The organism is Tardiphaga sp. 768_D3_N2_1 (assembly GCF_052076105.1).
In the GTDB taxonomy this organism is placed as follows: domain Bacteria; phylum Pseudomonadota; class Alphaproteobacteria; order Rhizobiales; family Xanthobacteraceae; genus Tardiphaga.
Window position 1 is genome coordinate 3,453,242 of record NZ_CP197245.1, and the last position, 20,958, is coordinate 3,474,199.

At 62.8% G+C, this 20,958-nt stretch carries 20 protein-coding genes; 9 read left to right on the plus strand and 11 right to left on the minus strand.

Translation table 11 applies throughout. The features are described 5' to 3' along the window. Positions 1-28 precede the first annotated feature (28 nt). From AB8A27_RS16310 to AB8A27_RS16325, 4 genes are all read right to left on the minus strand, one after another. On the minus strand, positions 29-1,564 hold the full coding sequence (locus AB8A27_RS16310; RefSeq protein ID WP_441242791.1) for a UxaA family hydrolase: 1,536 nt from the start codon (positions 1,562-1,564) through the stop codon (positions 29-31). Positions 1,565-2,604: 1,040 nt separating this feature from the next. Further along, positions 2,605-3,603 (minus strand): Bug family tripartite tricarboxylate transporter substrate binding protein, encoded by a 999-nt coding sequence (locus tag AB8A27_RS16315; protein ID WP_441242792.1) that lies wholly within the window; start codon positions 3,601-3,603, stop codon positions 2,605-2,607. Between the two features lie 175 nt (positions 3,604-3,778). Continuing rightward, entirely contained in the window at positions 3,779-4,729 is a 951-nt protein-coding gene (locus tag AB8A27_RS16320) for a polysaccharide deacetylase family protein (protein WP_441242793.1), read from the minus strand. After that, positions 4,708-5,868 carry an FAD-dependent oxidoreductase gene (locus AB8A27_RS16325; protein ID WP_441242794.1) on the minus strand — a complete coding sequence of 387 codons (1,161 nt, stop codon included), beginning with the start codon at positions 5,866-5,868 and terminating at the stop codon, positions 4,708-4,710. The genes AB8A27_RS16320 and AB8A27_RS16325 overlap by 22 nt, the downstream gene beginning before the upstream one ends. A 102-nt stretch (positions 5,869-5,970) precedes the next feature. On the opposite strand from AB8A27_RS16325, the gene AB8A27_RS16330 reads away from it, so the two are divergent. Genes AB8A27_RS16330 through AB8A27_RS16350 form a run of 5 tightly spaced genes read left to right on the plus strand, consistent with a single transcriptional unit; the run spans position 5,971 to position 9,316 of the window. Then, complete coding sequence (locus tag AB8A27_RS16330) at positions 5,971-6,156, plus strand: hypothetical protein (RefSeq protein WP_441242795.1); 186 nt, start codon at positions 5,971-5,973, stop codon at positions 6,154-6,156. 10 nt (positions 6,157-6,166) lie between these two features. Then, on the plus strand, positions 6,167-7,135 hold the full coding sequence (locus tag AB8A27_RS16335; RefSeq protein ID WP_441242796.1) for an ABC transporter substrate-binding protein: 969 nt from the start codon (positions 6,167-6,169) through the stop codon (positions 7,133-7,135). Beyond that, the gene (locus AB8A27_RS16340) at positions 7,135-7,956 is read left to right on the plus strand and encodes an ABC transporter ATP-binding protein (protein ID WP_441242797.1); all 822 of its coding nucleotides are present in this window, start codon (positions 7,135-7,137) and stop codon (positions 7,954-7,956) included. The genes AB8A27_RS16335 and AB8A27_RS16340 overlap by 1 nt, the downstream gene beginning before the upstream one ends. Next, the gene (locus tag AB8A27_RS16345) at positions 7,953-8,702 is read left to right on the plus strand and encodes an ABC transporter permease (protein ID WP_441242798.1); all 750 of its coding nucleotides are present in this window, start codon (positions 7,953-7,955) and stop codon (positions 8,700-8,702) included. The genes AB8A27_RS16340 and AB8A27_RS16345 overlap by 4 nt, the downstream gene beginning before the upstream one ends. A gap of 20 nt (positions 8,703-8,722) precedes the next feature. Then, positions 8,723-9,316: a MarR family winged helix-turn-helix transcriptional regulator gene (locus AB8A27_RS16350; RefSeq protein ID WP_441242799.1), complete on the plus strand. Its 594-nt coding sequence runs from the start codon at positions 8,723-8,725 to the stop codon at positions 9,314-9,316. Between the two features lie 57 nt (positions 9,317-9,373). On the opposite strand, the gene AB8A27_RS16355 is transcribed toward AB8A27_RS16350, so the two are convergent. The 7 genes from AB8A27_RS16355 to hpaR form a co-directional block, all read right to left on the minus strand. Further along, positions 9,374-10,150 carry an HpcH/HpaI aldolase family protein gene (locus AB8A27_RS16355; protein ID WP_441242800.1) on the minus strand — a complete coding sequence of 259 codons (777 nt, stop codon included), beginning with the start codon at positions 10,148-10,150 and terminating at the stop codon, positions 9,374-9,376. Between the two features lie 151 nt (positions 10,151-10,301). Beyond that, entirely contained in the window at positions 10,302-11,387 is a 1,086-nt protein-coding gene (locus AB8A27_RS16360) for a malate/lactate/ureidoglycolate dehydrogenase (RefSeq protein WP_441242801.1), read from the minus strand. A gap of 52 nt (positions 11,388-11,439) precedes the next feature. Further along, on the minus strand, positions 11,440-12,183 hold the full coding sequence (locus AB8A27_RS16365) for an ABC transporter ATP-binding protein (RefSeq protein WP_441242802.1): 744 nt from the start codon (positions 12,181-12,183) through the stop codon (positions 11,440-11,442). Next, positions 12,183-13,961 carry a branched-chain amino acid ABC transporter ATP-binding protein/permease gene (locus AB8A27_RS16370; protein ID WP_441242803.1) on the minus strand — a complete coding sequence of 593 codons (1,779 nt, stop codon included), beginning with the start codon at positions 13,959-13,961 and terminating at the stop codon, positions 12,183-12,185. The genes AB8A27_RS16365 and AB8A27_RS16370 overlap by 1 nt, the downstream gene beginning before the upstream one ends. Further along, the gene (locus AB8A27_RS16375; protein WP_441242804.1) at positions 13,958-14,833 is read right to left on the minus strand and encodes a branched-chain amino acid ABC transporter permease; all 876 of its coding nucleotides are present in this window, start codon (positions 14,831-14,833) and stop codon (positions 13,958-13,960) included. Before AB8A27_RS16375 ends, AB8A27_RS16370 begins: the two co-directional genes overlap by 4 nt. A 213-nt stretch (positions 14,834-15,046) precedes the next feature. Then, the gene (locus AB8A27_RS16380; protein ID WP_441242805.1) at positions 15,047-16,195 is read right to left on the minus strand and encodes an ABC transporter substrate-binding protein; all 1,149 of its coding nucleotides are present in this window, start codon (positions 16,193-16,195) and stop codon (positions 15,047-15,049) included. Between the two features lie 160 nt (positions 16,196-16,355). Further along, complete coding sequence (hpaR, locus tag AB8A27_RS16385; RefSeq protein WP_441242806.1) at positions 16,356-16,874, minus strand: homoprotocatechuate degradation operon regulator HpaR; 519 nt, start codon at positions 16,872-16,874, stop codon at positions 16,356-16,358. Positions 16,875-17,011: 137 nt separating this feature from the next. Here hpaR and hpaH point away from each other — a divergent pair, with 137 nt between their 5' ends. From hpaH to hpaD, 4 genes are all read left to right on the plus strand, one after another. After that, entirely contained in the window at positions 17,012-17,818 is an 807-nt protein-coding gene (gene hpaH / locus AB8A27_RS16390; RefSeq protein WP_441242807.1) for a 2-oxo-hept-4-ene-1,7-dioate hydratase, read from the plus strand. A 16-nt stretch (positions 17,819-17,834) separates the two neighbouring features. After that, on the plus strand, positions 17,835-18,233 hold the full coding sequence (locus tag AB8A27_RS16395; protein WP_441242808.1) for a 5-carboxymethyl-2-hydroxymuconate Delta-isomerase: 399 nt from the start codon (positions 17,835-17,837) through the stop codon (positions 18,231-18,233). After that, positions 18,226-19,767 (plus strand): 5-carboxymethyl-2-hydroxymuconate semialdehyde dehydrogenase, encoded by a 1,542-nt coding sequence (gene hpaE, locus AB8A27_RS16400; RefSeq protein WP_441242809.1) that lies wholly within the window; start codon positions 18,226-18,228, stop codon positions 19,765-19,767. The genes AB8A27_RS16395 and hpaE overlap by 8 nt, the downstream gene beginning before the upstream one ends. Positions 19,768-19,957: 190 nt before the next feature. Next, positions 19,958-20,941, plus strand: coding sequence for a 3,4-dihydroxyphenylacetate 2,3-dioxygenase (hpaD, locus tag AB8A27_RS16405; RefSeq protein WP_441242810.1), 984 nt, complete (start codon positions 19,958-19,960; stop codon positions 20,939-20,941). The last annotated feature ends 17 nt before the right edge of the window (positions 20,942-20,958 follow it).

A 20,958-nucleotide genomic window follows, 5' to 3' on the forward strand; every position in this document is an offset into this window, starting at 1 on the left:
ATGTGCCCGATGTAAGGGCGGACATCGCTTACATCGTCGCGCCGAGGACCCATGGCGCGAACTCCGCGCCGCCGAAATCGAAGCTTTCGCTCTTGGTCGGCGCGCCGGATGCGGTCTTGAGCATCAGTTCGAAAATGCGCTGGCCGCATTCCTGCACGGTCTCGTCGCCATCGAGGATGGTGCCGCAATTGATGTCCATGTCGTCTTCCATGCGCTTGAACATCGGCGTGTTGGTGGCGAGCTTGATGGACGGTGCCGGCTTGCAGCCGAATACAGAACCGCGGCCGGTGGTGAAGCAGACGAGATTGGCGCCGCCGGCGACCTGCCCTGTCGCAGCTACGGGGTCGTAGCCGGGCGTGTCCATGAACACAAAACCCTTCTTGGTGATCGTCTCGGCATAGTTCAGCACATCGACGAGATTGGTCGAGCCGGCCTTGGCCATCGCGCCGAGCGACTTTTCCAGAATCGTGGTGAGGCCGCCGGCCTTGTTGCCGGGGCTCGGATTGGCGTTCATCTCGGCGCCCTCGCGTTCGCAATAGGCGTCCCACCAGCGCATCAGCCCGACCAGTTTCTCGCCGACCTCGCGCGACACCGCGCGGCGCGTCAGCAGATGTTCGGCGCCATAGGTCTCCGGCGTTTCCGACAGCACCACCGTGCCGCCGTGACGCACGAGCAGATCGCTCGCCGCGCCGAGCGCCGGATTGGCTGATATGCCCGAATAGCCGTCGGAGCCGCCGCATTGCAGGGCCACTGTCAATTCGCTCGCCGAGACTTCCTCGCGCGTCACTTTATTTGCATCGGCCAGCACTTCATTGACGAAGGCAACACCGGCCTCGGTGGTCTTGCGCGTGCCGCCGATTTCCTGGATCTGCATTTCGCGCAAACGCCCGGCGAGTTTCTGCTCTTGCATCAGGCCGCCGATCTGGTTGACCTCACAGCCGAGGCCGAGCACGACCACATGGGAGAAATTCACGTGGCGCGCATAGCCGCCGAGCGTGCGCCGGAGCAGTGTCAGCGGTTCGTCCTGCGTCATGCCGCAGCCGGTCTTGTGGGTGAGCGCGACAACGCCGTCGACATTGGGATAGTCGGCCAGTGGATTGTGGCCGGTGAACGGGTTCTTCTTGAACACGTCGGCAACCATGCTGGCGACATGGGCGCTGCAATTCACCGACGTGAGGATGCCGATATAATTGCGGGTGGCGACGCGGCCGTCGCTACGGCGGATGCCCATGAAGCTCGCCGGCAGATCGAAATTCGGTGTCGGTTTGACGTCGACGCCGTAAGCATAGTCACGATCGAAATCCTCCATGCCGCAATTCTGCGTGTGCACGTGCTGGCCGGGCGCGATCGGCTGCGTGGCGAAACCGATGATCTGGCCATAACGGCGGATTTCCTCGCCCTTGGCGATCGGGCGGATCGCGACCTTATGGCCCGCCGGAATGCGCTCCGACGTCACGACGTCTTTCGTCACCGGGGTACCGGGCAGCAGCGTGGTGCGCGCGATCAATATCGCATCGTTGTCATGCAGACGAATGACGGGAGCTGGAGCCGTTGAAGGCGTCATGGGGATTTCCTCGCGGTTGTTCTCTTCTTTGGAATGAGTCTAGCAATAAGAAGCCGCGAGGGAAATGATGTGCGTTGGAGCTTCAGACATGCGTCATCACCCCTGTTGTTAGCGGCGCGGGGGCGCCGTCGTCTGTCGCATTCCCACCCTCCTGAAAGAGGGCGTGCGGAACGCCAGGTGCCCGTTGCACCCTTGGGCCTGATGCGAATGCGGTCTTCCGCAATGGTGAATGCATCAGGACTTTCGGAGGCGCCGAGCCAATGCCCGACGTTCCGCCTGCGGTGTTTTTTCGACTTGCTTGCACATCTGCCTTGGCGAACGGCCCCATCACCAAAATTAGTGTCCCAGGGCGGAGGGACAGGGTAGCCTCAAGCACTTGGGCCGGACGCATTTCGATTTGGTCGTCCGTCACACTGTCCAGGGATCTTTCCATCTCAAGGTTGGCCGTGTCCTTGCCAGTGGCAGTGCTGGCGCAGATCCGTCCTGCCCGAAGACAGACGTCCCCCATGAACCGCGTAACGCCGCATCTCCGGCGTCCACCGCATCCCACCCCGCGAACGTGACGATCGCGATCGCCCCTCTCGGTGGGGCAGGACGGAGGGGAATATAATCGTAATCAGGGATATTGTCAATCGCAAATAGGAAAAAATGTTTGACTAGAACCTCTCCGCTGTCGTCCCCGCCTAGCACGCCGAAGGCGTGCGCGGGGCGGGGACCCATACACGCTGGAGAACTGGTAAAAGCGCCGTCCGTTGTAACTCTGCCACTTCAATCACGCTGACCGTGGTTATGGGTCCCCGCCCCGCGCACGCCTCCGGCGTGCTAGGCGGGGACGACGCGGAGAGGTCACGACCCCACGCTCGTCATTCCGGGGCGGCTGCGCGCCTTCGCGCAGACGAACCCGGAATCTCGATATGTTCAGCGCAAAACACTCGAGGATTCCGGGTTCGCACTACGCGGCTGCGCCGCTTTCGTGCACCCCGGAATGACGAGTGTGGGTTAGCGCCTCGTGTGCCCCGCCCTCATCGACCGCGAACCGACTACTGCGGCTGGGGTCCCAGACTCGCGGCGAGTTCGGCCCAGACCGGCGCCTCTTCCTTATAGAGCGTGTTGCTGGCCTCGAGTGTCATCGCACCTTCATCGACGCCCTGGTTCTTGAGCAATTCGCGGACGCGGTCGCTCTTGCTGGCCGCGACGAACAGAGCGTTGAGCCTTGCCACGATCTCCGGCGGCGTCTTGGCAGGCACCATGCAGCCCTGAAAAGTCAGCAGCGAATGCGCGCGCGAGGTCGCGCCCTGCTCCTTGAACGTCGCGACATCCGGCAGCGCCGCGATGCGACGGCGCGACACGGCGACGGGATTGCCCTTGCCGGTCTGCAGGACGGGCAGCGCCGCGGCGTAACTGCCGATGCCGGCATCGATCGACCCGCCGGCGAGATCCTGCCACATCGGCGCCTCGCCGCGATAATGCACGGCTTCCATCTTCAGCCCATACTGCTTGTTGAGCTCAACGATGACCATATGCGCGAAGGAGCCGGCCGCATATGTGCCGACATTCACCTTCTCGGTCTTCTTCGCATAGTCGATGAAGTCCTTCAGCGTCTTGGCGCCGACCTTTTCGCTCACCACCAGCGGCAGGCTTCCGCCCGGCATCACCGCGACCCAGGCGAAATCCTGCGGGACACTATACTTGATGTCCTTGATGAGGACGGGATTGAGCATATAGGCGGTGGTGTTGCAGATCATCAGCGTGTGACCGTCGGGATCGGAGCGCTTCAGCTCCATCGCTGCGACGGCGCCGCCGGCACCGGCCTTGTTCTCCACCACCACGGTCTGCCCGAGTTCACGCGACAGATATTCGCCATATACGCGCGAGAACTGATCGGTCTGACCGCCGGCCGCAGAGCCCGCGAGGATCTTGATGGGTTTGGTCGGCCAGCTATTGGCGCGCACGAGTGACGGCGCACTCAACAGTGCAGCGGCGCCTGCGCCCGCAGTGACGAATTGGCGTCGATTGAGCAGACGCAAGTTGTTTCGCACGATCGTCCTCCCGATTTGATCTTATCTCTGCGGATAAGTGGATCGAGTATGACCGGCTTCACCTGCAAAGGCAAAGCAGCAGTGACACGCGCAGGCGTTCGGAGAACGCATACAGCAACGCCACTTCCGGCGTGCATGCCATCAGCCGGAATATTGCCCGGCCGTCAGCGGCGCGTCATGGCTTCGGCGGAAAATGCGTTCGCCAATGCTGCGCGACATCGATGCCGCGGCAGAACCATACGCCATCATGCGCGCTCATATGTTCGAGCATCTTGATGAGCCCGCCAACACGGCCGGGACGGCCGATCAAACGGTCATGCAGGCCGATGGACAGCAGCTTCGGCGCGCCGGCCTTGCCTTCGGCATAGAGCACGTCGAAGGCATCGCGCATGTAGGTGAAGAATTGCTCACCGGTCGCGAAGCCGGAATTCTCGTTGAAGCGGTTATCGTTGGCTTCGTAGGAATACGGCACGACGAGAAACGGACCGTGTTCGGTCTTCACCCAATAGGGCAGCTCGTCGGCGAGCGAGTCGCGATCGTAGAGAAAACCGCCCTCCTCGGCGATCAGCCGACGCGTGTTCGGGCTGGGGCGACCGGTCATCCAGCCGAGCGGACGGCTACCGGTCAGCTCGGTGAGTATCTCGATCGCCTTGCGGATATGCGTTCGCTCGGTCGCTTCATCCACATGGCAATAGTCGATCCAGCGATAGCCGTGGCTGACCATCTCGTGGCCGCGCGCCACGCAGGCCTTCGCGAGTTCGGGATTCTGCTCCATCGCGCGGGCGACGCCGAGAATGCTCACCGGCACCCTGAAGCGATCCACTATATCGAGAATGCGCCAGGCGCCGCGGCGGCTGCCATATTCGAACACGGATTCCACCAAGGGCACGCGAACGCCCTCTTTCGTCGGCACGCCGATGTCATTCAGCATGCCTTCGGAGACTGCATCGCCATTGGCCAGCGTCGACTCGCCGCCGCCTTCGATGTTCAGGCTGATACTGACCGCGATCTTCGCGCCATTCGGCCAGCGCGGATCGGGTGACGTCGCACCATAGCCGACGAGATCGCGCGCGATCATCGCATCGGGGCGAATGTCACCGGGCTTCATCGCTGCAAATTCGGACATAGGGCCTCCGGAATGGCTCGGTCGAGCGGGACGGTGCAGGCATCGTAGCCGAAGAACCAGTCGGTTTCGGTCGGGCCATGCATCCATGAATTGGCGATGGAAATCTGCTGGATGTCGGCGACGCGCGGGATGCGGATCATGGTGTAACGCGCGAAGGCCGTCGCGGGATCGCCGAACTCGGCGATGCAGCGGCTGAGGATCGCGGCATCCTCGATGGCCGCCGAGCCGCCCGCCGCCATGAACGGACGCACCGCGTGGCAGGCATCGCCCATCAGCACCACGCGGCCCTTGTACCAGGTGTCGTTGCGCGGCCGGTCGAAGATCGGCCACACGGTGACATCCTCGGCGGCTTCCACCGCGCGTTTCAAATCTGGATGCGCGTTGTCGAAGGCGGCGATGAATTCGTCGCGGTCGCCCTTCACCGGCGAACCGTCGCCGTCCCAGCGCTCCATCGGCAGCGCCGCCATCACATAGACCTCCTGACGGTCGGGCGTCATGTAGTAGGCCAGCGTATGGCGATCCGGCGCCCACCACTTGGTACAGTCGTCGATAGGGTCACCCTTGATGCGGCTGGCCGGAAACACCGCGCGCGGTGCAGAACGCCCGATGAAGCGCGGCTCTTCGTTGCCCAGGATGAATTCGCGGGTGATAGAGCGAATGCCGTCAGCGCCGATGGCGATATCTGCTTCCGCGCTTGCGCCGTTCTCGAAATGAAGCGTGAGGCCATCGCTGCGCTCGTCGATGCCGGCGAGCTTGTGATTGAAACGGATGGTGCCGGGCGCGAGCGGCCGCTGCAGCAACTGATGCAGGTCGGCGCGGTGGATATTGACGAAGGGGCCGCCGAAACGCGCTTCGCAATCAGCGTCGAAATCGAGCCTGTAGAGCTGCTCGCCCGTATCCCAGGCGCGGCTGAGAAACGCATCGGGGCGAATGCCGGTGGCGGCGAAGGCGTCTTCGAGATCGAGCCGGCGCAGCACCTTGGAGACATTGGCGCCGAGAATGATGCCGGCGCCGATGCGCGAAAAGCTCGGCGACTGCTCATAGACCGCGACCGGGAAGCCGGCGCGCTGCAGCAGCCCCGCCACCGTCAATCCGGCGAGACCCGCGCCGAGAACGGCGATCCGTGTTCCGCGATCCATCTCTCACCTCGTTCCAGCGGCGCCACAGCGTCCGGGCAGCAGATCATTCGATAGCTAACGATTTCGCTTAGAACGAGCAGATCGAACCTGTCAAGCAACGGCATGAGCCGCCTCGGAAACAAGCTTGATGCGCGGATTTTGCGCGAAATTTTGTTGGTCGTGATGAGCTTTTGGGCAGCACCGCCGTTGATCTTCGTCAAAGCCACCCTTAGAATTTATTCGATTGCGAACGAATTTGGATGCGCCGCTCGCGCACCGAAAGCCGGCCTCCTCCTCACCCGCTACTGAAGGTCAGACCATGAAATTCCGCGCTCGCCTTACCGCCGCCCTGCTCGCGACCCTGGCAACAGTCGGCGTCTCCACCGCTGACGCGGCCGAGATCAATTTCATCACCGATTTCGGCTTCAACGGCCGCCACGCTTATTTCTACGTCGCCCGCGAGAAGGGCTACTACAAGGCCGAGGGCTTCGATGTGAATTTCGTGCGCGGCCAGGGCTCGGCCGATGCGATCAAGAAGGTTGCTGCCGGCGTCGCCACCTTCGGCTTCGCCGATGCCGGCTCGCTGGTGCTGGCGCGCGGCAATGACGGCGTGCCGGTGAAACTGGTCTCCGTGGTCTATGCCAAACCGCCGCAGGCGATCTTCGCCGTGAAAGGCAGCGGCATCAATTCGCCGAAGGATCTCGAAGGCAAGACCGTCGCGGATACCGCATCGAGCTCGGTGCGCCTGCTGTTCCCCGCTTTCGCCAAGGCCGCCGGCATCGATGCCGACAAGGTGAAGTGGGTGGTTGCCGAAGGTTCGGCGCTGCCATCGCTGCTCGCCAATGGCCGCGCCGATGCGATCTGCCAGTTCTCGGTCGGCGAGCCGCTGATCGCCGCCGCCGTGGCGCCGAAGGAAGTGGTGCGCATCAATTATGCCGACACCAAGCTGGACTATTACGGCAACGGCCTGATCGCATCGGAAGAAATGATCGCCAAGAACCCGGACCAGGTGAAGGCTTTTGTGCGCGCCACCATCAAGGGCATGAAGGACGCTTTCGCCAATCCGGCGGAGGCCGCCACTATCATGGCGAAGTATGAGAAGGCGCTTGCCCCTGCCGTGATCGAAGGCGAAACTAGGCTGGTGAAAGAGCTTGCCGAGGTGAAGGGCACGCTCGGCCATATCGAGCCGAAGAGCATCGCCAGCACGGTTGACGTCATGTCGAGCAACTTCTCGCTGAAGAACCCGGTGAAGCCGGAGGATCTCTACGCGCCGGGCTTCGTCAACTGATGACTGCGACCACCGCGCTCAACACTGCGCCATCGCGGCCCGACGCCGCGGTGGTCCCGGCGATCGATATCAAGGCTGTCACCAAGACCTATCCCGGGCGCGACGGCAAAGCCGTGCATGCGCTGGGACCGGTGGACCTGCGCATCGATCCCGGCAGTTTCGTCTCGGTGGTCGGACCATCCGGCTGCGGCAAGTCCACGCTGCTGCGTCTCGTCGCCGGGCTGGAGATGCCCGACAGCGGCACCATGCAGCGTTATGGGACAAAGCTCGACGGCCCGTCCCATGAAGTCGGCATCGTGTTTCAGGAGCACGTGCTGTTTCCGTGGACCACCGTGCTCGACAACGTCTTGCTCCCCGCCGACGTGCTGGCGCTGCCGAAAGCCGCCGCGCGCGAGCGTGCGCTGAAACTGCTCGAACTCACAGGCCTCAGGGATTTCGCCCATCAGCGCCCGCAGGCGCTGTCCGGCGGCATGAAGCAGCGCGCCGCCTTCTGCCGCGCCATGATCTCCGATCCGCGCCTGCTGCTCCTGGATGAACCTTTCGGCGCGCTCGATGCGCTGACGCGCGAGGAACTCTCGCTCGAACTCTCGCGCCTCTGGCAGGAGCTTGGCCGCGCCGCGCTGCTGATCACCCATGACATCGAGGAAGCGATCCTGCTCGGCGACCGCGTGCTGATCATGTCGGAACGCCCGGGCACCATCCGCGCCGACATCAGTATCGACCTGCCGCGTCCGCGCAACGCCGACACGGTGAAGCTGCCGCGCTTCCAGGAGATCAAGAACCAGATCCGCGACATCATCTTCAACCGGGTGCCGACATGACCTCGCGCTTCATCGACCGCGCCGCGACGCCACTGATCTATGTGGCGCTGCTGATCGGCTGGGAAATCATTGCGGACGCGCTGAAGATCCCGACCTGGATTCTTCCGGCACCATCAGAAATCTATCATTCGGCCGTGAAATGGGCGCCTGAACTCGCATCGAACACCATCGTCACACTGCGCGAGACCGTGCTCGGCTTCCTATTCGCGATTGTGCTGTCGCTGCCGCTGGCGATCCTGATCAGCCTCAACCCGCTGGCCCGCCGCATCGTCTATCCGATCCTGCTCGGCCTGCAATCCGTTCCGAAAGTCGCCGTCGCGCCACTGATCATCCTGTGGTTCGGCCTCGCTGAATGGCCGAAGATCATTGTCGTCGTGCTGGTCTGCTTCTTCCCGATCCTCGTGAACATGGTCGCCGGCTTCGAGGCTGCGCCCAAGACGATGCTCGACCTGATGCGCTCGCTTGGCGCCTCGCCGCATACGGTGTTCCGCCGGCTGCGCATTCCCGTGGCGCTGCCGCACTTCTTCACCGGCTGCAAGGTGGCGGTCACCTTCGCCGTGATCGGCGCGGTCATCAGCGAATTTGTCGCCGCGCAGGACGGGCTCGGCTATCTGATCCTGACCTCCACTGCACAGTCGCAGACGCCGCTCGCTTTCGCCGCCATCGCCCTGCTCACCGTGCTGAGTATTGCGCTCTTCCACGGCATCGAGTTTATCGAGAAGCGTGTGATCGACTGGACGCCGTGACGCCATGACTGACCAGACAAATGACTGAAGAGAATCGGGGATCGAAACCGCCCTCGCGCCGACCGACGCGCGCACGCGCGGCGATGCGCGAACAGGTCGATGCCATTTTCGCGCAGTGGCAGACCGAGCGGCCGGATATCGATCCCAGCCCCGTGCATATCTACGGCCTGATCGGCCGCATCCAGATGCAATGCACGGCCCTGATCGACGAAGCTCTCGCGCCCCTGAATCTGACGCGCGGCACCTATGACGTGCTGACGGCGCTGCGCCGCGCCGGCGCGCCCTACAGCCTGTCACCGAAACAGATCGCCCAATCGCTGCTGCTGTCAGGCGCGGGCCTGACCAGCCGGCTCAACAAACTGGAAGCGCAGAACTACCTGGCGCGATTGCCGGAGCCGAATGATCGCCGCACGCTCCGCGTCCAGCTCACTTCGGCCGGCGAAACGGTCATCAACGAAGCGATTCCGCGGGTGTTCGATGTGCAGCGCGGGCTGCTGTTGCCGCTTGGATCGGAGGGGCAGCAGCGGCTGATGCAGGAGCTGATGCGCTTTGCCGATGTGATCGACGGACGCTCGAGCGAAGTGAAAGCGGACGCCGGGTCATCCGAGGAGTGATCAAAGCCCTGCCCCGCGCAAAGCAATGCTTCGCGCGGGGAAGGTAAAGAGAGGCGCTTACGCCTTGCCGCCCGAGCCCTTGCGGGTGTCGTTGACCCAGCTCTTCGCGCCGGTCGCGAGGATGCCGCTGTCGTTGAGCAGCGTCACCAGCTTGAAGCCCATGCCGATGTTCTTGGCGGCGCCGACCGGGCCCGAACAGTGGATGCCCGGATTGAGACCGCGCTTGTCGCATTCCTTCATGAGCTTGTCGTAAATCTTGAGGATCTCCGGCTCTTCGCGGTCGAGCTTCGGCACGAGGCCATAGGAAAAGCCGAGGTCGCTCGGCCCGACATAAACACCATCGATGCCTTCGACATCGAGAATGGCTTCCATGTTGTCGACCGCGGTCTTGGTTTCCAGCATCGGCAGACAGATGATGTCGGCATTCGCCGTCTTCTGGTAGTCGCCGGCACCGCCATACATGCCCGAGCGGATCGGACCGTTGCTGCGGGTCCCGCGCGGCGGATACTTGCAATACTGAACGAAGTTCTCGGCTTCTTCCTTGGTGTTGACCATCGGGCAGATCACGCCATACGCGCCGCCATCAAGCACCTTGCCGATGATGCCGGGCTCGTTCCATGGCACGCGGACCATCGGCGTCACCGGATGGGCACCCATCGCCTGGAAACACTCGACCATCGACATGTAGTCCTGCACGCCGTGCTGGATATCGACGGTGACGCTGTCGAAACCGCATTGCGCCATCACTTCGGCCGAGAAGCCTGACGGGATCGCCAGCCAGCCATTGACGGCGACCTTGCCCGCCTTCCAGATTTCCTTGACCTTGTTTGCCATTGGTATGCTTCCTTTTTTTCGATTTCTCTCAAGTCGTCATTGCGAGGAGCATTTGCGACGAAGCAATCCAGTCTTCCCTCGTTTGTGGCTCTGGATTGCCGCGTCGCTTCGCTCCTCGCAATGACGGAGTTTCTGGTTGGATGACGGAGTGTTAGTTGGTCGCCTTCTTCACAGCCTCTTCGCTGACGCCGACGTCGCGCGCGGTCTGCACGATGGCAGCCCAGGTCTCGTCCGGCAATGGCACGCCATTGGCGGTGCGCTCGGCGCGGGTCTTCGCCTCGTTGTCGCCGGGGATCAGAACCGCATCGACGCCGGCGGCCGGCTTGGCGCTCTTGAAGAAGTCGACGTAACGCGCGACTTCGCCGTCGAAGAAGTTCGCGGGGTCGATCACCTTCGGATCGATATAGATCGAGAACATGCCATTGGCGAATGGCCGGTCATATTTGGTGGCGCCGTTGCCGGTGAGCGCGCCGCCGAGCAATTCGCAGATCAGTGCGAGGCCGGAGCCCTTGTGATCGCCGAAGGCGCGGATCGCGCCGGTGCCCTTGGAGTGATCGCGCGGACCTTGCATCTCATGCGGGCCGTAGAGCAGCGCCGGGTCTTCGCTCAGCGTGCCATCGGGCGCAATCAGCGCGCCCTTCGGCAGTTTCTTGCCGCCGCGCGAGGCGACCAGCACCTTGCCTTCGGCGACCACCGAGGTCGCGAAATCCAGCACCACGGGTATCTGACCGGGACGCGGAATGCCGACGCAATAGGGCGCGGTGGAGAGACGACGCTCGACCCCGCCGTACGGCGCCACCAGCACCGAGCCGGCCGCGGTGACGAAATGGATCGAGACCAGGCCTTCGGCTGCAGCCATCTCGGCCCAGTCGCCGATGCGGCCGATGTGACCGGAATTCTTGGTGGCGATGGCGGAGAGACCGGCCGCCTTGCATTTCTCGATACCGAGCTTCACGGCCAGCGGTCCCACCGTCTGGCCATAGCCGAAGCGGCCATCGACCACGGCGAGCGACGGCGTATCGACGGGAATTTCGATGGTCTGGTTCGGGGTGATCATCCCGTTATTCCGCCAGCGGATATAGACCGGCACGCGGATGACGCCGTGGCTGTCATGGCCGGTCAGGTTCGCGGTGGTGAGATAGGTCGCAATGCGCCGGGCTTCTTCGGGGGAAGAGTCGGCATGGGCGAACACGTCGGCGACGAAATCGATAAGCTTGTTGACTTGAACTGTAACCATGACGGGACATTCGTCCTTGTTGATGGGCAGCGAGGCCGTCCGTGCAAGACCCTCAATGGGCCGCAAGACCCGCTGCAGGTTTTCCATGACCGCCGAGATAGGCGGCCGCGATGGCCTCGTTGGCCCAGAGATCCTCCGGCTTGCCGCCAAGCACGATACGGCCGGTTTCCAGCACGTAGCCCTGATCGGCGACTGATAGTCCCATGCGCGCATTTTGCTCGACAAGCAAGACCGTGGTGCTGAGGCGAATTTCCGTGATGATGCGGAACACCGCCTGCACGATGACCGGCGCGAGACCGAGCGACGGCTCGTCCAGGAGTAGCAGACGCGGCTTGGCCATCAGCCCGCGCGCGACAGCGACCATCTGCAACTGACCGCCGGACAGCGTCCAGCCGAGCGCATCAGAGAATTTCCGTATGTCGGGAAACAGATCGAACATCGCATCGGCCTCGCGCGACAGCTCGGCCTTGCTCGCATTGCGGTTGGAGCCGCCCAGCATGATGTTCTCTTTCACCGTGAGGCCCGGGAACACCCTCCTGCCCTCCGGCACATGCGAGATGCCCATGCGCACGATGGCCTCCGGGCCCAAACCTGCGATCGACTTGCCGTCGAACAGGATGTCGCCGGAGGCCGGCTTGGCCAAACCCGAGATCGCACGCAGCGTGGTCGACTTGCCGGCGCCATTGGCGCCGAGCAGTGTCACCACCTGCCCCTCCTCGACATTGAACGACACGCCGCGCAGCGCGACGATTTCGCCGTAGCGGACATTGAGGTCGTTGATTTGAAGCAGCGGCATCAGTCTGTTCCGAGATAGGCCGAGACGACATCGGGATGACGCAGCACCGCCATCGACTCGCCGTCGGCAATACGGCGTCCGAAATTCAGCACGGTGATGTGCTGGGCTGCTTCCGACACCAGCGTCATGTCGTGATCGATGATCAGGATGGTGAGCCCCTGCGCGGCGATGCGCTTGAGCAGCTCATGCAGTTCGAGCTTCTCGGTCGAATTGAGACCGGCGGCAGGCTCATCGAGCAGCAGGAGCGTCGGATTCGCCGCCAAGGCGCGGGCGATCTCGATCAGGCGCTGATGGCCGTAGGAGAACGAGGTGATCAGCTCATTGGCGCGCGACCCAAGACCGACGAATGTGAGCGCCGCCAGAGCGCGTTCGGTGAGCGCAGCGTGGTCGCCCTTGCCGATCAGCGTATTGCCAGGCCGTTCGGCGCCGATGATGACGTTTTCCAGCGCCGTCATCGAGCGGAACAGACGGATGTTCTGGAAGGTGCGGCCGAGGCCTGCGGCTGCGCGCACATGCGGCGGCATCGTCGTGACATCGGTGCCGTCGAGCACCACTTTGCCGGATGTCGCCTCATAGAGGCCCGACAGCACGTTGAGCGTCGTGGTCTTGCCGGAGCCGTTCGGCCCGATCAGCGCATGCACGCCGCCGCGATGCACGGAGATGTCGACCTGATCGACGGCTTTCAGACCGCCGAAGTGCTTCGACAGGCCGGTGACTTCGAGCACCATCTCGCCGCCGGTCGCCGCGGGCTTGAGCACCAGCGGTGCGGCGGATGGCGCGACCTTTTTCGGCGGTCGCATGCGGTCATAGGCCGCACTGACAAAGCCCCAGATGCCGTCCGGCATGAAGCGAATGATCAGGATCACCGACAGGCCGTAAATGGCGAGATAGAGGCCGGGCACGCTCTTGAGGAAGCGCAGCCATTCCGGGATCAGGATCAGGAGACCCGTGCCAATCGCCGAGCCGATCGGCGACGCCACACCGCCGAGCAGCGACATCGTCAGGAAGACGATGGATTCGGCAAAGGAGAACTGGTCTGGCGAGATATAGGCGAAGCCACCGGCGAACAATCCGCCGCCGAGACCGCCGAGCACGGCGCAGAGGGCAAAGGCATAGACCTTGGTGCGGAACACATCGATGCCGTTGACGCCGGCCGCGAGTTCATTGTCGCGCACCGCGCGCATGGCGCGGCCGAGCCGCGTATCCGGCAGATGCCAGACGACGTAGCCGACGATGGCGAGCACCGCGACGCAGAAGGCAAGATAGGACTGCGACGAGGAGAACAGCGCGGGGCGACCGATCTTGGATACGCCATCCGGGCCCTTGGTGAGCCAGATCGCATTGATCATCACCAGCGTGACGATCTGCTGGAACGAGATCGTCACCATGGCGAGATAATGCCCGCCAAGCCGCAGCGTCGACAGGCCCAATACCGCGCCGGCGACCAGCGCCATCGCACAGCCGCCGAACAGACAGAGCCAGTAGTTAAGCTGATAGTCCGTGGTACCGAGGCCGACCGCATAGGCGCCGAAACCGAAGAACGCCGCCTGCGCCAGATTGATCTGGCCGCACAGACCGAGCACCACCGACAGTCCGAACACGGCGATGGCGAAGGTGGTCGCCTGCATCAGGATGTTGAGAATGTAGCCGTCGAACTGCATCGATGCGGCAAGGAACACCACGATGGCGACGCCGATGAAATATGGCGCGTGGCGGATGATAAGCGGTTTCGGACGTGCGATGTCGGCCACCGACTGGATGTTCTCGCTGGTGCTCATGCTTTCTCCGCGACGCGTTCGCCGAAGATGCCCTGCGGACGAAACACCAGGAACAAGACCAGCACGAGAAAAGCAAAGCCGTCTTTATACGGCACGGAGATATAGGCGGCTCCGAAGGTCTCGATAATCCCGAGCGCAAGGCCGCCGATGATGGCGCCCGCGACATCGCCGAAGCCGCCGATGATGGTGGCCGCGAAAGCCTTCAGCGCGATGGTCGAGCCCATCTGGATCGAGACGAACAGGATCGGTGCGACGAGAAGTCCGGCAAGACCGCCGAGCACCGCGGAATAGATGAAGGTGATCATGATCATGGTGGAAACGGAAATGCCGAGCAGCGACGCCATCTCCTTGTCCTGCGACGTCGCCTGCAGCTTCTTGCCGATCATGGTGTGTTCGAAGAACCAGTAATTGAAGATCACCAGCGCGATGGTGACGGCGATGATCAGGAGATACTGGTTGTCGAGGTAAACCGGTCCAAGCTGGATGCCGGGCGTGTCGAACCAGCCCGGCAGCACCTGCGGCTGCGGGCCATACAGCGCCAGCACGCCATTGGCCATCAGGATCGAGGCGCCGATGGTGGCGATGATGACCGGCAGATAGGTGCGGTGGCGCAGCGGATAATAGACGCCGAGATTGAAGATGACGCCGATCACCGCCATGCCGGCCAGCGCGATGATGAAGGACAGCCAGTAAGGCAGCGACAGATCGACCGCGCAGACCACCATGAGATAGGCGGCGACCATCGAGAATTCGCCTTGCGCGAAATTGACGACATTGGTGGCCCGGAAGATCAGGACGAAGCCCAGCGCCACCAGCGCATAGACGGCTCCGATGCCGACTCCCGTAAACAGTAACTGCAGTACCAGATCCATCAGGCGTGCTCGGTGGGAGGTGAATTACGCGTCGAGGACAAGCTCGTCATTCCGGGGGCGCATGAAGGCGGCGAAGCCGCTGAAAGGCGAACCCGGAATCCGACATGGCGTGTGTGGCAACAGGCGCTGAACATTCTGGGATTCCCCGCCACTCCAATTGGAGTGGCTGAGGTTCACGCGCGAAGGGTGCGTGCCCCGGAATGACAGAGCGGGTCAATTATCGAATTCGATGTGCTTGTCGAAAACGATATTGCCCTTGTCGTTCTTCACGATGTTGTAGCCGTGCAGGCCGTCGCCGTTCTTGTCGAAATTGTATTCGCCTTCGGCGCCCGGATATTTCTTGATGGCAACGATGGCCTCGCGAATCTTCTGCGGATCGGTCGAGCCGGCATTCTTGATGGCCATGGCCAGCACGTTGATGGCATCATACGGCCACGAGCTCTGGTTATCCGGTGCAACCTTGTAGGCATCGCGGTAAGCCTTGCCGAAGGCCTTCGAGGCCTCGGAGGAATCTTCCGCGTAATCGGCGACGCCATAGGTGCCGTAGAGCGCAGGACCGGCGAGTTTCAGCGCGGTGACATTGACGATCGAGGGCGAACCGACCCACGGAATGTTGACGCCGAGCTGTCGGAGTTGACGGGCAAAAATGCCGAGATCGTTTTCGAAGGTGAAATAGGAGCCGAGAATATCGGCGCCGGACTGCTTGATCGCGAGCACCACCGGGGTGAAGTCCTGGCTCTGATTGGCATAGCCCTGATCGAGCGCGACAGTCGCACCCAGCGGCCCGAGCGCTTCGGTCAGCGCCTTGCCGCCTGCCGTGCCGAACGCATCGGTCGAATGCAGCACGGCCCACTTCTTCTTGTCGAGATTCTTGACGCCATATTCGGCGATCACGCGGCCGGAATAGCTGTCATTCGGACGGAAACGAAACAGCCAGGGATTGCCGAGCTTGGTGAGGTTCGGATCGGTGCCGCCGAACATCACGGGCTTGCCGAGCTTCAGCACGTCCGGCGCCATCGCATGCACCTGCGTCGAGCGGATCGAGCCGAGGAAGCCGACGATCTCGGGATTGGCAGCAAGCTTGGAGAAGGCCAGCACGATGCCGGGATTGGTGGTCTGATCGTCCTCGATGATCAGCTCGATCTGCTTGCCGAGAATGCCGCCGGCCTTGTTGACCGCCTCGACCGCGAGCTTGGCACCGCCTGTCGCATATTTGCCGGCTTCTGCGGCGGGACCCGTAATCGGCGCGCACATGCCGATCTTGATCGTTCCGCCACCCTGGGCGCGCGCGCTGCCAATGATGTAGGGGGCTGCCAGGCCGGCCGCGATACCAGCCGTGAATCCACGTCTCGTGAGCGTCATCGTCGTCTCCCTAAGAGGCCGGACTTGAGCGCCAGCCTTCTTTTGATGGACGGGAGTTGAGCGAAAAATTCCTGTCCTGTCTACAGCCCCGGCGAAATTCGTACGACGAATTGATGGGGTGCCGACCACAACGGCTTTGCCGCAAAATTATGCAGAGGAGTTATCGCGCTTCGACGTCGTTCTCGTCGCCATTTTCAGTCGGCATCGCCGACAGGCACGTTTCCAGCTCATGCAACATGGCCTGCAGGTCTGACAATTTGCGCACACCGAAACGTTTCGTCATCTCGGCATAGATGGCCTCCGATGTCGGCGCCACGACTTCGATCAATTTCAGTCCCTTCGCCGTGATCGAAACGATGCTGCGACGCAAATCGGCTTTCAGCAGCCGACGCTCGATCAGCCGCCTGCCCTCCAGATCGCGCAGGATACGCGACAGGCTCGGGCCCAGCAGGAAAGCGACATGCGCCAGTTCCGTCACTTCGATCTCGCCGGACGCCGCCAGCGCGCGCAGGATGCGCCATTGCTGTTCGGTGAGATCATGCGCCCGCAGCGACGGCCGAAAATGTCGCATCACCGATTCCCGCGTGCGCAGCAGCGACATCGGCAGCGACTGCGAGAAGTCGCGCATGGGGATTTTCGCGGCGGTTCTGGCGGTCCGTGGCTTTGATGCTGTCGTCATGGTCGCCTCTATAGAATGATTCTGGCGCACCGCCGTGTGCAACGCACAATCGATTTGTCGCGCCCGGGGTTTGATCGCAACAACTTAACATGTTAATCACTTTGCCGCGCGGCTTTTCTGCGCGGGATGACGACCCGATGGCACTCACCTCTTCAGACATATCAAGCGCGGCAGAACGCCTGCATCACGCCGAGAAGACCCGGACCCAGATCCGGCAATTGTCGCTGGACCATCCGGCAATCACCATCGACGATGCCTATGCGATCCAGAAGGCATGGGTTGCAATCAAGACCGGCGAAGGTCGCACCGTGCGCGGCCACAAGATCGGCCTCACCTCCAAGGCGATGCAGAGCGCGCTGAATATCGACGAGCCGGATTCCGGCGTGCTGCTCGACGACATGTTCTTCGCCGATGGCGGCATCGTTCCCACCGATCGTTTCATCGCAACCCGTGTCGAGGCCGAGCTCGCTTTCGTGATGAAGACGCGGCTCAGCGGACCCGACTGCACCATGTTCGACGTGCTCAGTGCCACCGACTTCGTGGTCCCGGCGCTGGAGATCCTCGACACGCGCGTCGAGCGCGTCGATGCCGCGACCAAGGCCACGCGAAAAATCTTCGACACCATCGCCGACAATGCGGCGAATGCCGGCATCGTGCTCGGCGGCCGGCCGATGCGTCCGCTGGAGACCGATCTGCGCTGGGTGGGCGCCATGTGTCATCGCAACGGCCAGTTGGAGGAGACGGGCCTCGCCGCCGCTGTGCTGAACCATCCCGCCACCAGCGTCGCCTGGCTGGCCAACAAGATCGCGCCGCATGGGCTTGCGCTGGAACCTGGCCAGGTCGTTCTCGCCGGCTCCTTCATTCGCCCCATCGAGACCCGCAAAGGCGACACGATCCAGGCGGATTATGGCCCGTGGGGCACCGTGAGCTGCTACTTCGGCTGAACAGGGATCACGCACCATGCCGCATTTCACCATCGAATATTCGGCCAATCTCGACGGCGCCGTGGATATCAGCGCGCTGTGTGAAGTCATCCGCAACGCCGCAGTGCAGACCGGCATCTTCCCGATCGGCGGCATTCGCGTGCGCGCGATCCGCTGCGAGCACTATGCCATCGCCGATGGCCGCGCGGGCCTCAGCTTTCTCGATATCCTGCTGCGGATCGGCGAAGGCCGCTCACTCGAGGTTCGCCAGAAGGCCGGCGAACAGATTTTCCAGACGGTCTCGCATCACCTCGACAATGTTTTCGCCGGTGGCCGCTTTGCGCTGTCCTTCGACATGCAGATCAACGACAGCGCGACCAGCTGGAAGCGCAACACCATTCACGACTTGCTGAAAGCCGAGGCCAACAATGGCTAAGACACCTGCCGATCACGCTGCCGTCTTCGCGGCCAATCAGGAACGCGCCGCGCCGCTGCTGAAGAAACTGACGGCCGACGGTATCGGCAACATTATCGATGGCCAGATCGTACCGTCATCATCGAGCGAGGTGTTCGAGACGACATCGCCGATCGATGGCACCGTATTGGCGCAGGTCGCGCGCGGCACGGCCGCGGATATCGACAGTGCCGCGAAGGCCGCGCAGCGCGCCTTCAGGGACTGGCGTGACATGGCGCCGACCACGCGCAAAAAGCTGCTGCATCGTGTGGCCGACGCCATAGAGGACAATGCCGACGACATCGCCGTGCTCGAATGTATCGACACCGGCCAGGCGCATCGCTTCATGGCCAAGGCCGCGATCCGCGGCGCCGAGAATTTCCGCTTCTATGCCGACAAATGCACGGAGGCCCGCGACGGCCTGAACATGCCGGCGGAGGAACACTGGAATGTCTCGACGCGCGTGCCGATCGGGCCGGTCGGCGTCATAACGCCGTGGAACACACCGTTCATGCTCTCCACCTGGAAGATCGCGCCGGCGCTGGCTGCCGGATGCACGGTGGTGCACAAGCCGGCGGAATGGTCGCCGGTCACGGCGGACCTGCTGGCGAAACTCGCAAAACAGGCCGGCCTGCCCGATGGCGTGCTGAACACCGTGCACGGCTTCGGCGAGGAATCCGGCAAGGCACTGACCGAACATCCCGCCATCAAGGCCATCGCCTTTGTCGGCGAGAGCGCGACCGGCTCCGCGATCATGGCGCAGGGCGCGCCGACGCTGAAGCGCGTGCATTTCGAACTCGGCGGCAAGAATCCGGTGATCGTGTTCGACGATGCCGATCTGGACCGCGCGCTCGATGCCGTGGTGTTCATGATCTACTCGCTGAATGGCGAGCGCTGCACATCGTCGAGCCGGCTGCTCGTGCAGAGCACGATTGCCGACACATTCATCGAGAAACTCGCAGACCGTGTACGTGCGCTGAAAGTCGGCCATCCGCTCGATCCCCGGACCGAAGTCGGCCCGCTGATCCATGAGCGGCACCACGCCAAGGTGTGCAGCTATTTCGACATCGCGCGGCAGGACGGCGCCACCATCGCCGTCGGCGGCAAGCCGCATGACGGCCCCGGCGGCGGACATTACGTGCAGCCGACGCTGGTGACTGGCGCACACAAGGACATGCGCGTGGCGCAGGAAGAAGTGTTCGGCCCGTTCCTCACGGTGATCCCGTTCGGCAGCGAGGCGGATGCGATCGAGATCGCCAATGCCGTGCAATACGGCCTCACCGGCTATGTCTGGACCAATGACGTGGGCCGTGCGCTGCGCGTGGCTGACGCGCTGGAAGCCGGCATGATCTGGCTCAATTCGGAAAACGTTCGCCATTTGCCGACGCCGTTCGGCGGCATGAAAGCCTCCGGCATCGGCCGCGACGGCGGCGACTATTCGTTCGAGTTCTATATGGAGACCAAACACGTCTCGCTGGCGCGCGGGACGCATAAGATACAGAGACTTGGCATCTAGGCTGTCATTCCGGGGCGCGCACTTGCGCGAACCTCAGCCACTCCAATTGGAGTGGCGGGAAATCCCGTGCGGTTCATCCCCTTCTGAACCGCACGGCATAAAGAAGTGATGAACATATCGGGATTCCGGGTTCACGTGCGCAAGTGCGCACGCACCCCGGAATGACGAGATAAAAACGCAGGAAACGCCCATGCCCGTGCCGACCCACGTGTTCGATCCACCCTTCAATATCCTGCGCTCCAGCCACGTCGTGCTGGATGTCACTGATCTCAAGGCCAGCCGTGCCTTTTACGAGAACGCGGTCGGCCTCCATGTGGAGGACGCCGACAGCGAGACCGTCTATCTGCGCGCGGTGGAGGAGCATCAGCATCACTCGCTGGTGCTGCGCAAGGCGCAGGCCGCTGCCTGTCACCGGCTCGGCTTCCGCGTCGCCAGCGAGAACGATCTCGACAAGGCCGCTGCCTGGTTCGCCGCCAACGGCATCGTCTATTCCTTCGTCGAACAGCCGTTCCAGGGCCGCACCATGCACTTTACCGATCCGTTCGGCTTCCAGATCGAGCTCTATGCGGCGATGGAGAAGCGCCCGCATCTGCTGCGGAGATTCGATCTCTACAAGGGCTGCCATCCGCAGCGGCTCGATCATTTCAATGTCTTCGCCGCCGAAGTGCAGGACACCATCGACTTCTATGCGCGGCTCGGCTTCCGGCTGACAGAGTATGGCGAAGAAGACGGCGACAATGGCCGCATCGCCGCCGCCTGGATGCATCGCAAGGGCAATGTGCACGACTTCGCCATCACCAATGGAAGGGGACCGCGGCTGCATCATTTCGCCTATTGGGTGCCGACCGCGATGAACATCCTGCATCTCTGCGATGTGATGGCGTCATCGGGCTATCTGAAGAACCTCGAACGCGGCCCCGGCCGCCACGGCATCTCCAACGCGTTTTTCCTTTACGTGCGCGATCCCGACGGCCATCGCCTCGAGCTCTACACGTCAGACTACCAGACCATGGACACCGACCACGAGCCGCTGCGCTGGTCGCTGAAGGACCCGCGCCGCCAGACCCTGTGGGGTGCGCCTGCGCCAAGGTCATGGTTCGAACAAGGCTCGCCATTCGATGGACAGGCGGTGCGCGAGCCGGCCTTCGTGGCGGATGTGACGATTGCGGATTGATGACAATAGAGTGTGAG

What these genes read in the sequence shown, in the direction of transcription:
- AB8A27_RS16310 (WP_441242791.1), bottom strand. Translation starts at nt 1,564, where the DNA reads ATGACGCCTTCAACGGCTCCAGCTCCCGTCATTCGTCTGCATGACAAC.
- AB8A27_RS16320 (WP_441242793.1), bottom strand. Translation starts at nt 4,729, where the DNA reads ATGTCCGAATTTGCAGCGATGAAGCCCGGTGACATTCGCCCCGATGCG.
- AB8A27_RS16325 (WP_441242794.1), bottom strand. Translation starts at nt 5,868, where the DNA reads ATGGATCGCGGAACACGGATCGCCGTTCTCGGCGCGGGTCTCGCCGGA.
- AB8A27_RS16330 (WP_441242795.1), top strand. Translation starts at nt 5,971, where the DNA reads ATGAGCCGCCTCGGAAACAAGCTTGATGCGCGGATTTTGCGCGAAATT.
- AB8A27_RS16335 (WP_441242796.1), top strand. Translation starts at nt 6,167, where the DNA reads ATGAAATTCCGCGCTCGCCTTACCGCCGCCCTGCTCGCGACCCTGGCA.
- AB8A27_RS16340 (WP_441242797.1), top strand. Translation starts at nt 7,135, where the DNA reads ATGACTGCGACCACCGCGCTCAACACTGCGCCATCGCGGCCCGACGCC.
- AB8A27_RS16345 (WP_441242798.1), top strand. Translation starts at nt 7,953, where the DNA reads ATGACCTCGCGCTTCATCGACCGCGCCGCGACGCCACTGATCTATGTG.
- AB8A27_RS16350 (WP_441242799.1), top strand. Translation starts at nt 8,723, where the DNA reads ATGACTGAAGAGAATCGGGGATCGAAACCGCCCTCGCGCCGACCGACG.
- AB8A27_RS16355 (WP_441242800.1), bottom strand. Translation starts at nt 10,150, where the DNA reads ATGGCAAACAAGGTCAAGGAAATCTGGAAGGCGGGCAAGGTCGCCGTC.
- AB8A27_RS16360 (WP_441242801.1), bottom strand. Translation starts at nt 11,387, where the DNA reads ATGGTTACAGTTCAAGTCAACAAGCTTATCGATTTCGTCGCCGACGTG.
- AB8A27_RS16365 (WP_441242802.1), bottom strand. Translation starts at nt 12,183, where the DNA reads ATGCCGCTGCTTCAAATCAACGACCTCAATGTCCGCTACGGCGAAATC.
- AB8A27_RS16370 (WP_441242803.1), bottom strand. Translation starts at nt 13,961, where the DNA reads ATGAGCACCAGCGAGAACATCCAGTCGGTGGCCGACATCGCACGTCCG.
- AB8A27_RS16375 (WP_441242804.1), bottom strand. Translation starts at nt 14,833, where the DNA reads ATGGATCTGGTACTGCAGTTACTGTTTACGGGAGTCGGCATCGGAGCC.
- AB8A27_RS16380 (WP_441242805.1), bottom strand. Translation starts at nt 16,195, where the DNA reads ATGACGCTCACGAGACGTGGATTCACGGCTGGTATCGCGGCCGGCCTG.
- hpaR (WP_441242806.1), bottom strand. Translation starts at nt 16,874, where the DNA reads ATGACGACAGCATCAAAGCCACGGACCGCCAGAACCGCCGCGAAAATC.
- hpaH (WP_441242807.1), top strand. Translation starts at nt 17,012, where the DNA reads ATGGCACTCACCTCTTCAGACATATCAAGCGCGGCAGAACGCCTGCAT.
- AB8A27_RS16395 (WP_441242808.1), top strand. Translation starts at nt 17,835, where the DNA reads ATGCCGCATTTCACCATCGAATATTCGGCCAATCTCGACGGCGCCGTG.
- hpaE (WP_441242809.1), top strand. Translation starts at nt 18,226, where the DNA reads ATGGCTAAGACACCTGCCGATCACGCTGCCGTCTTCGCGGCCAATCAG.
- hpaD (WP_441242810.1), top strand. Translation starts at nt 19,958, where the DNA reads ATGCCCGTGCCGACCCACGTGTTCGATCCACCCTTCAATATCCTGCGC.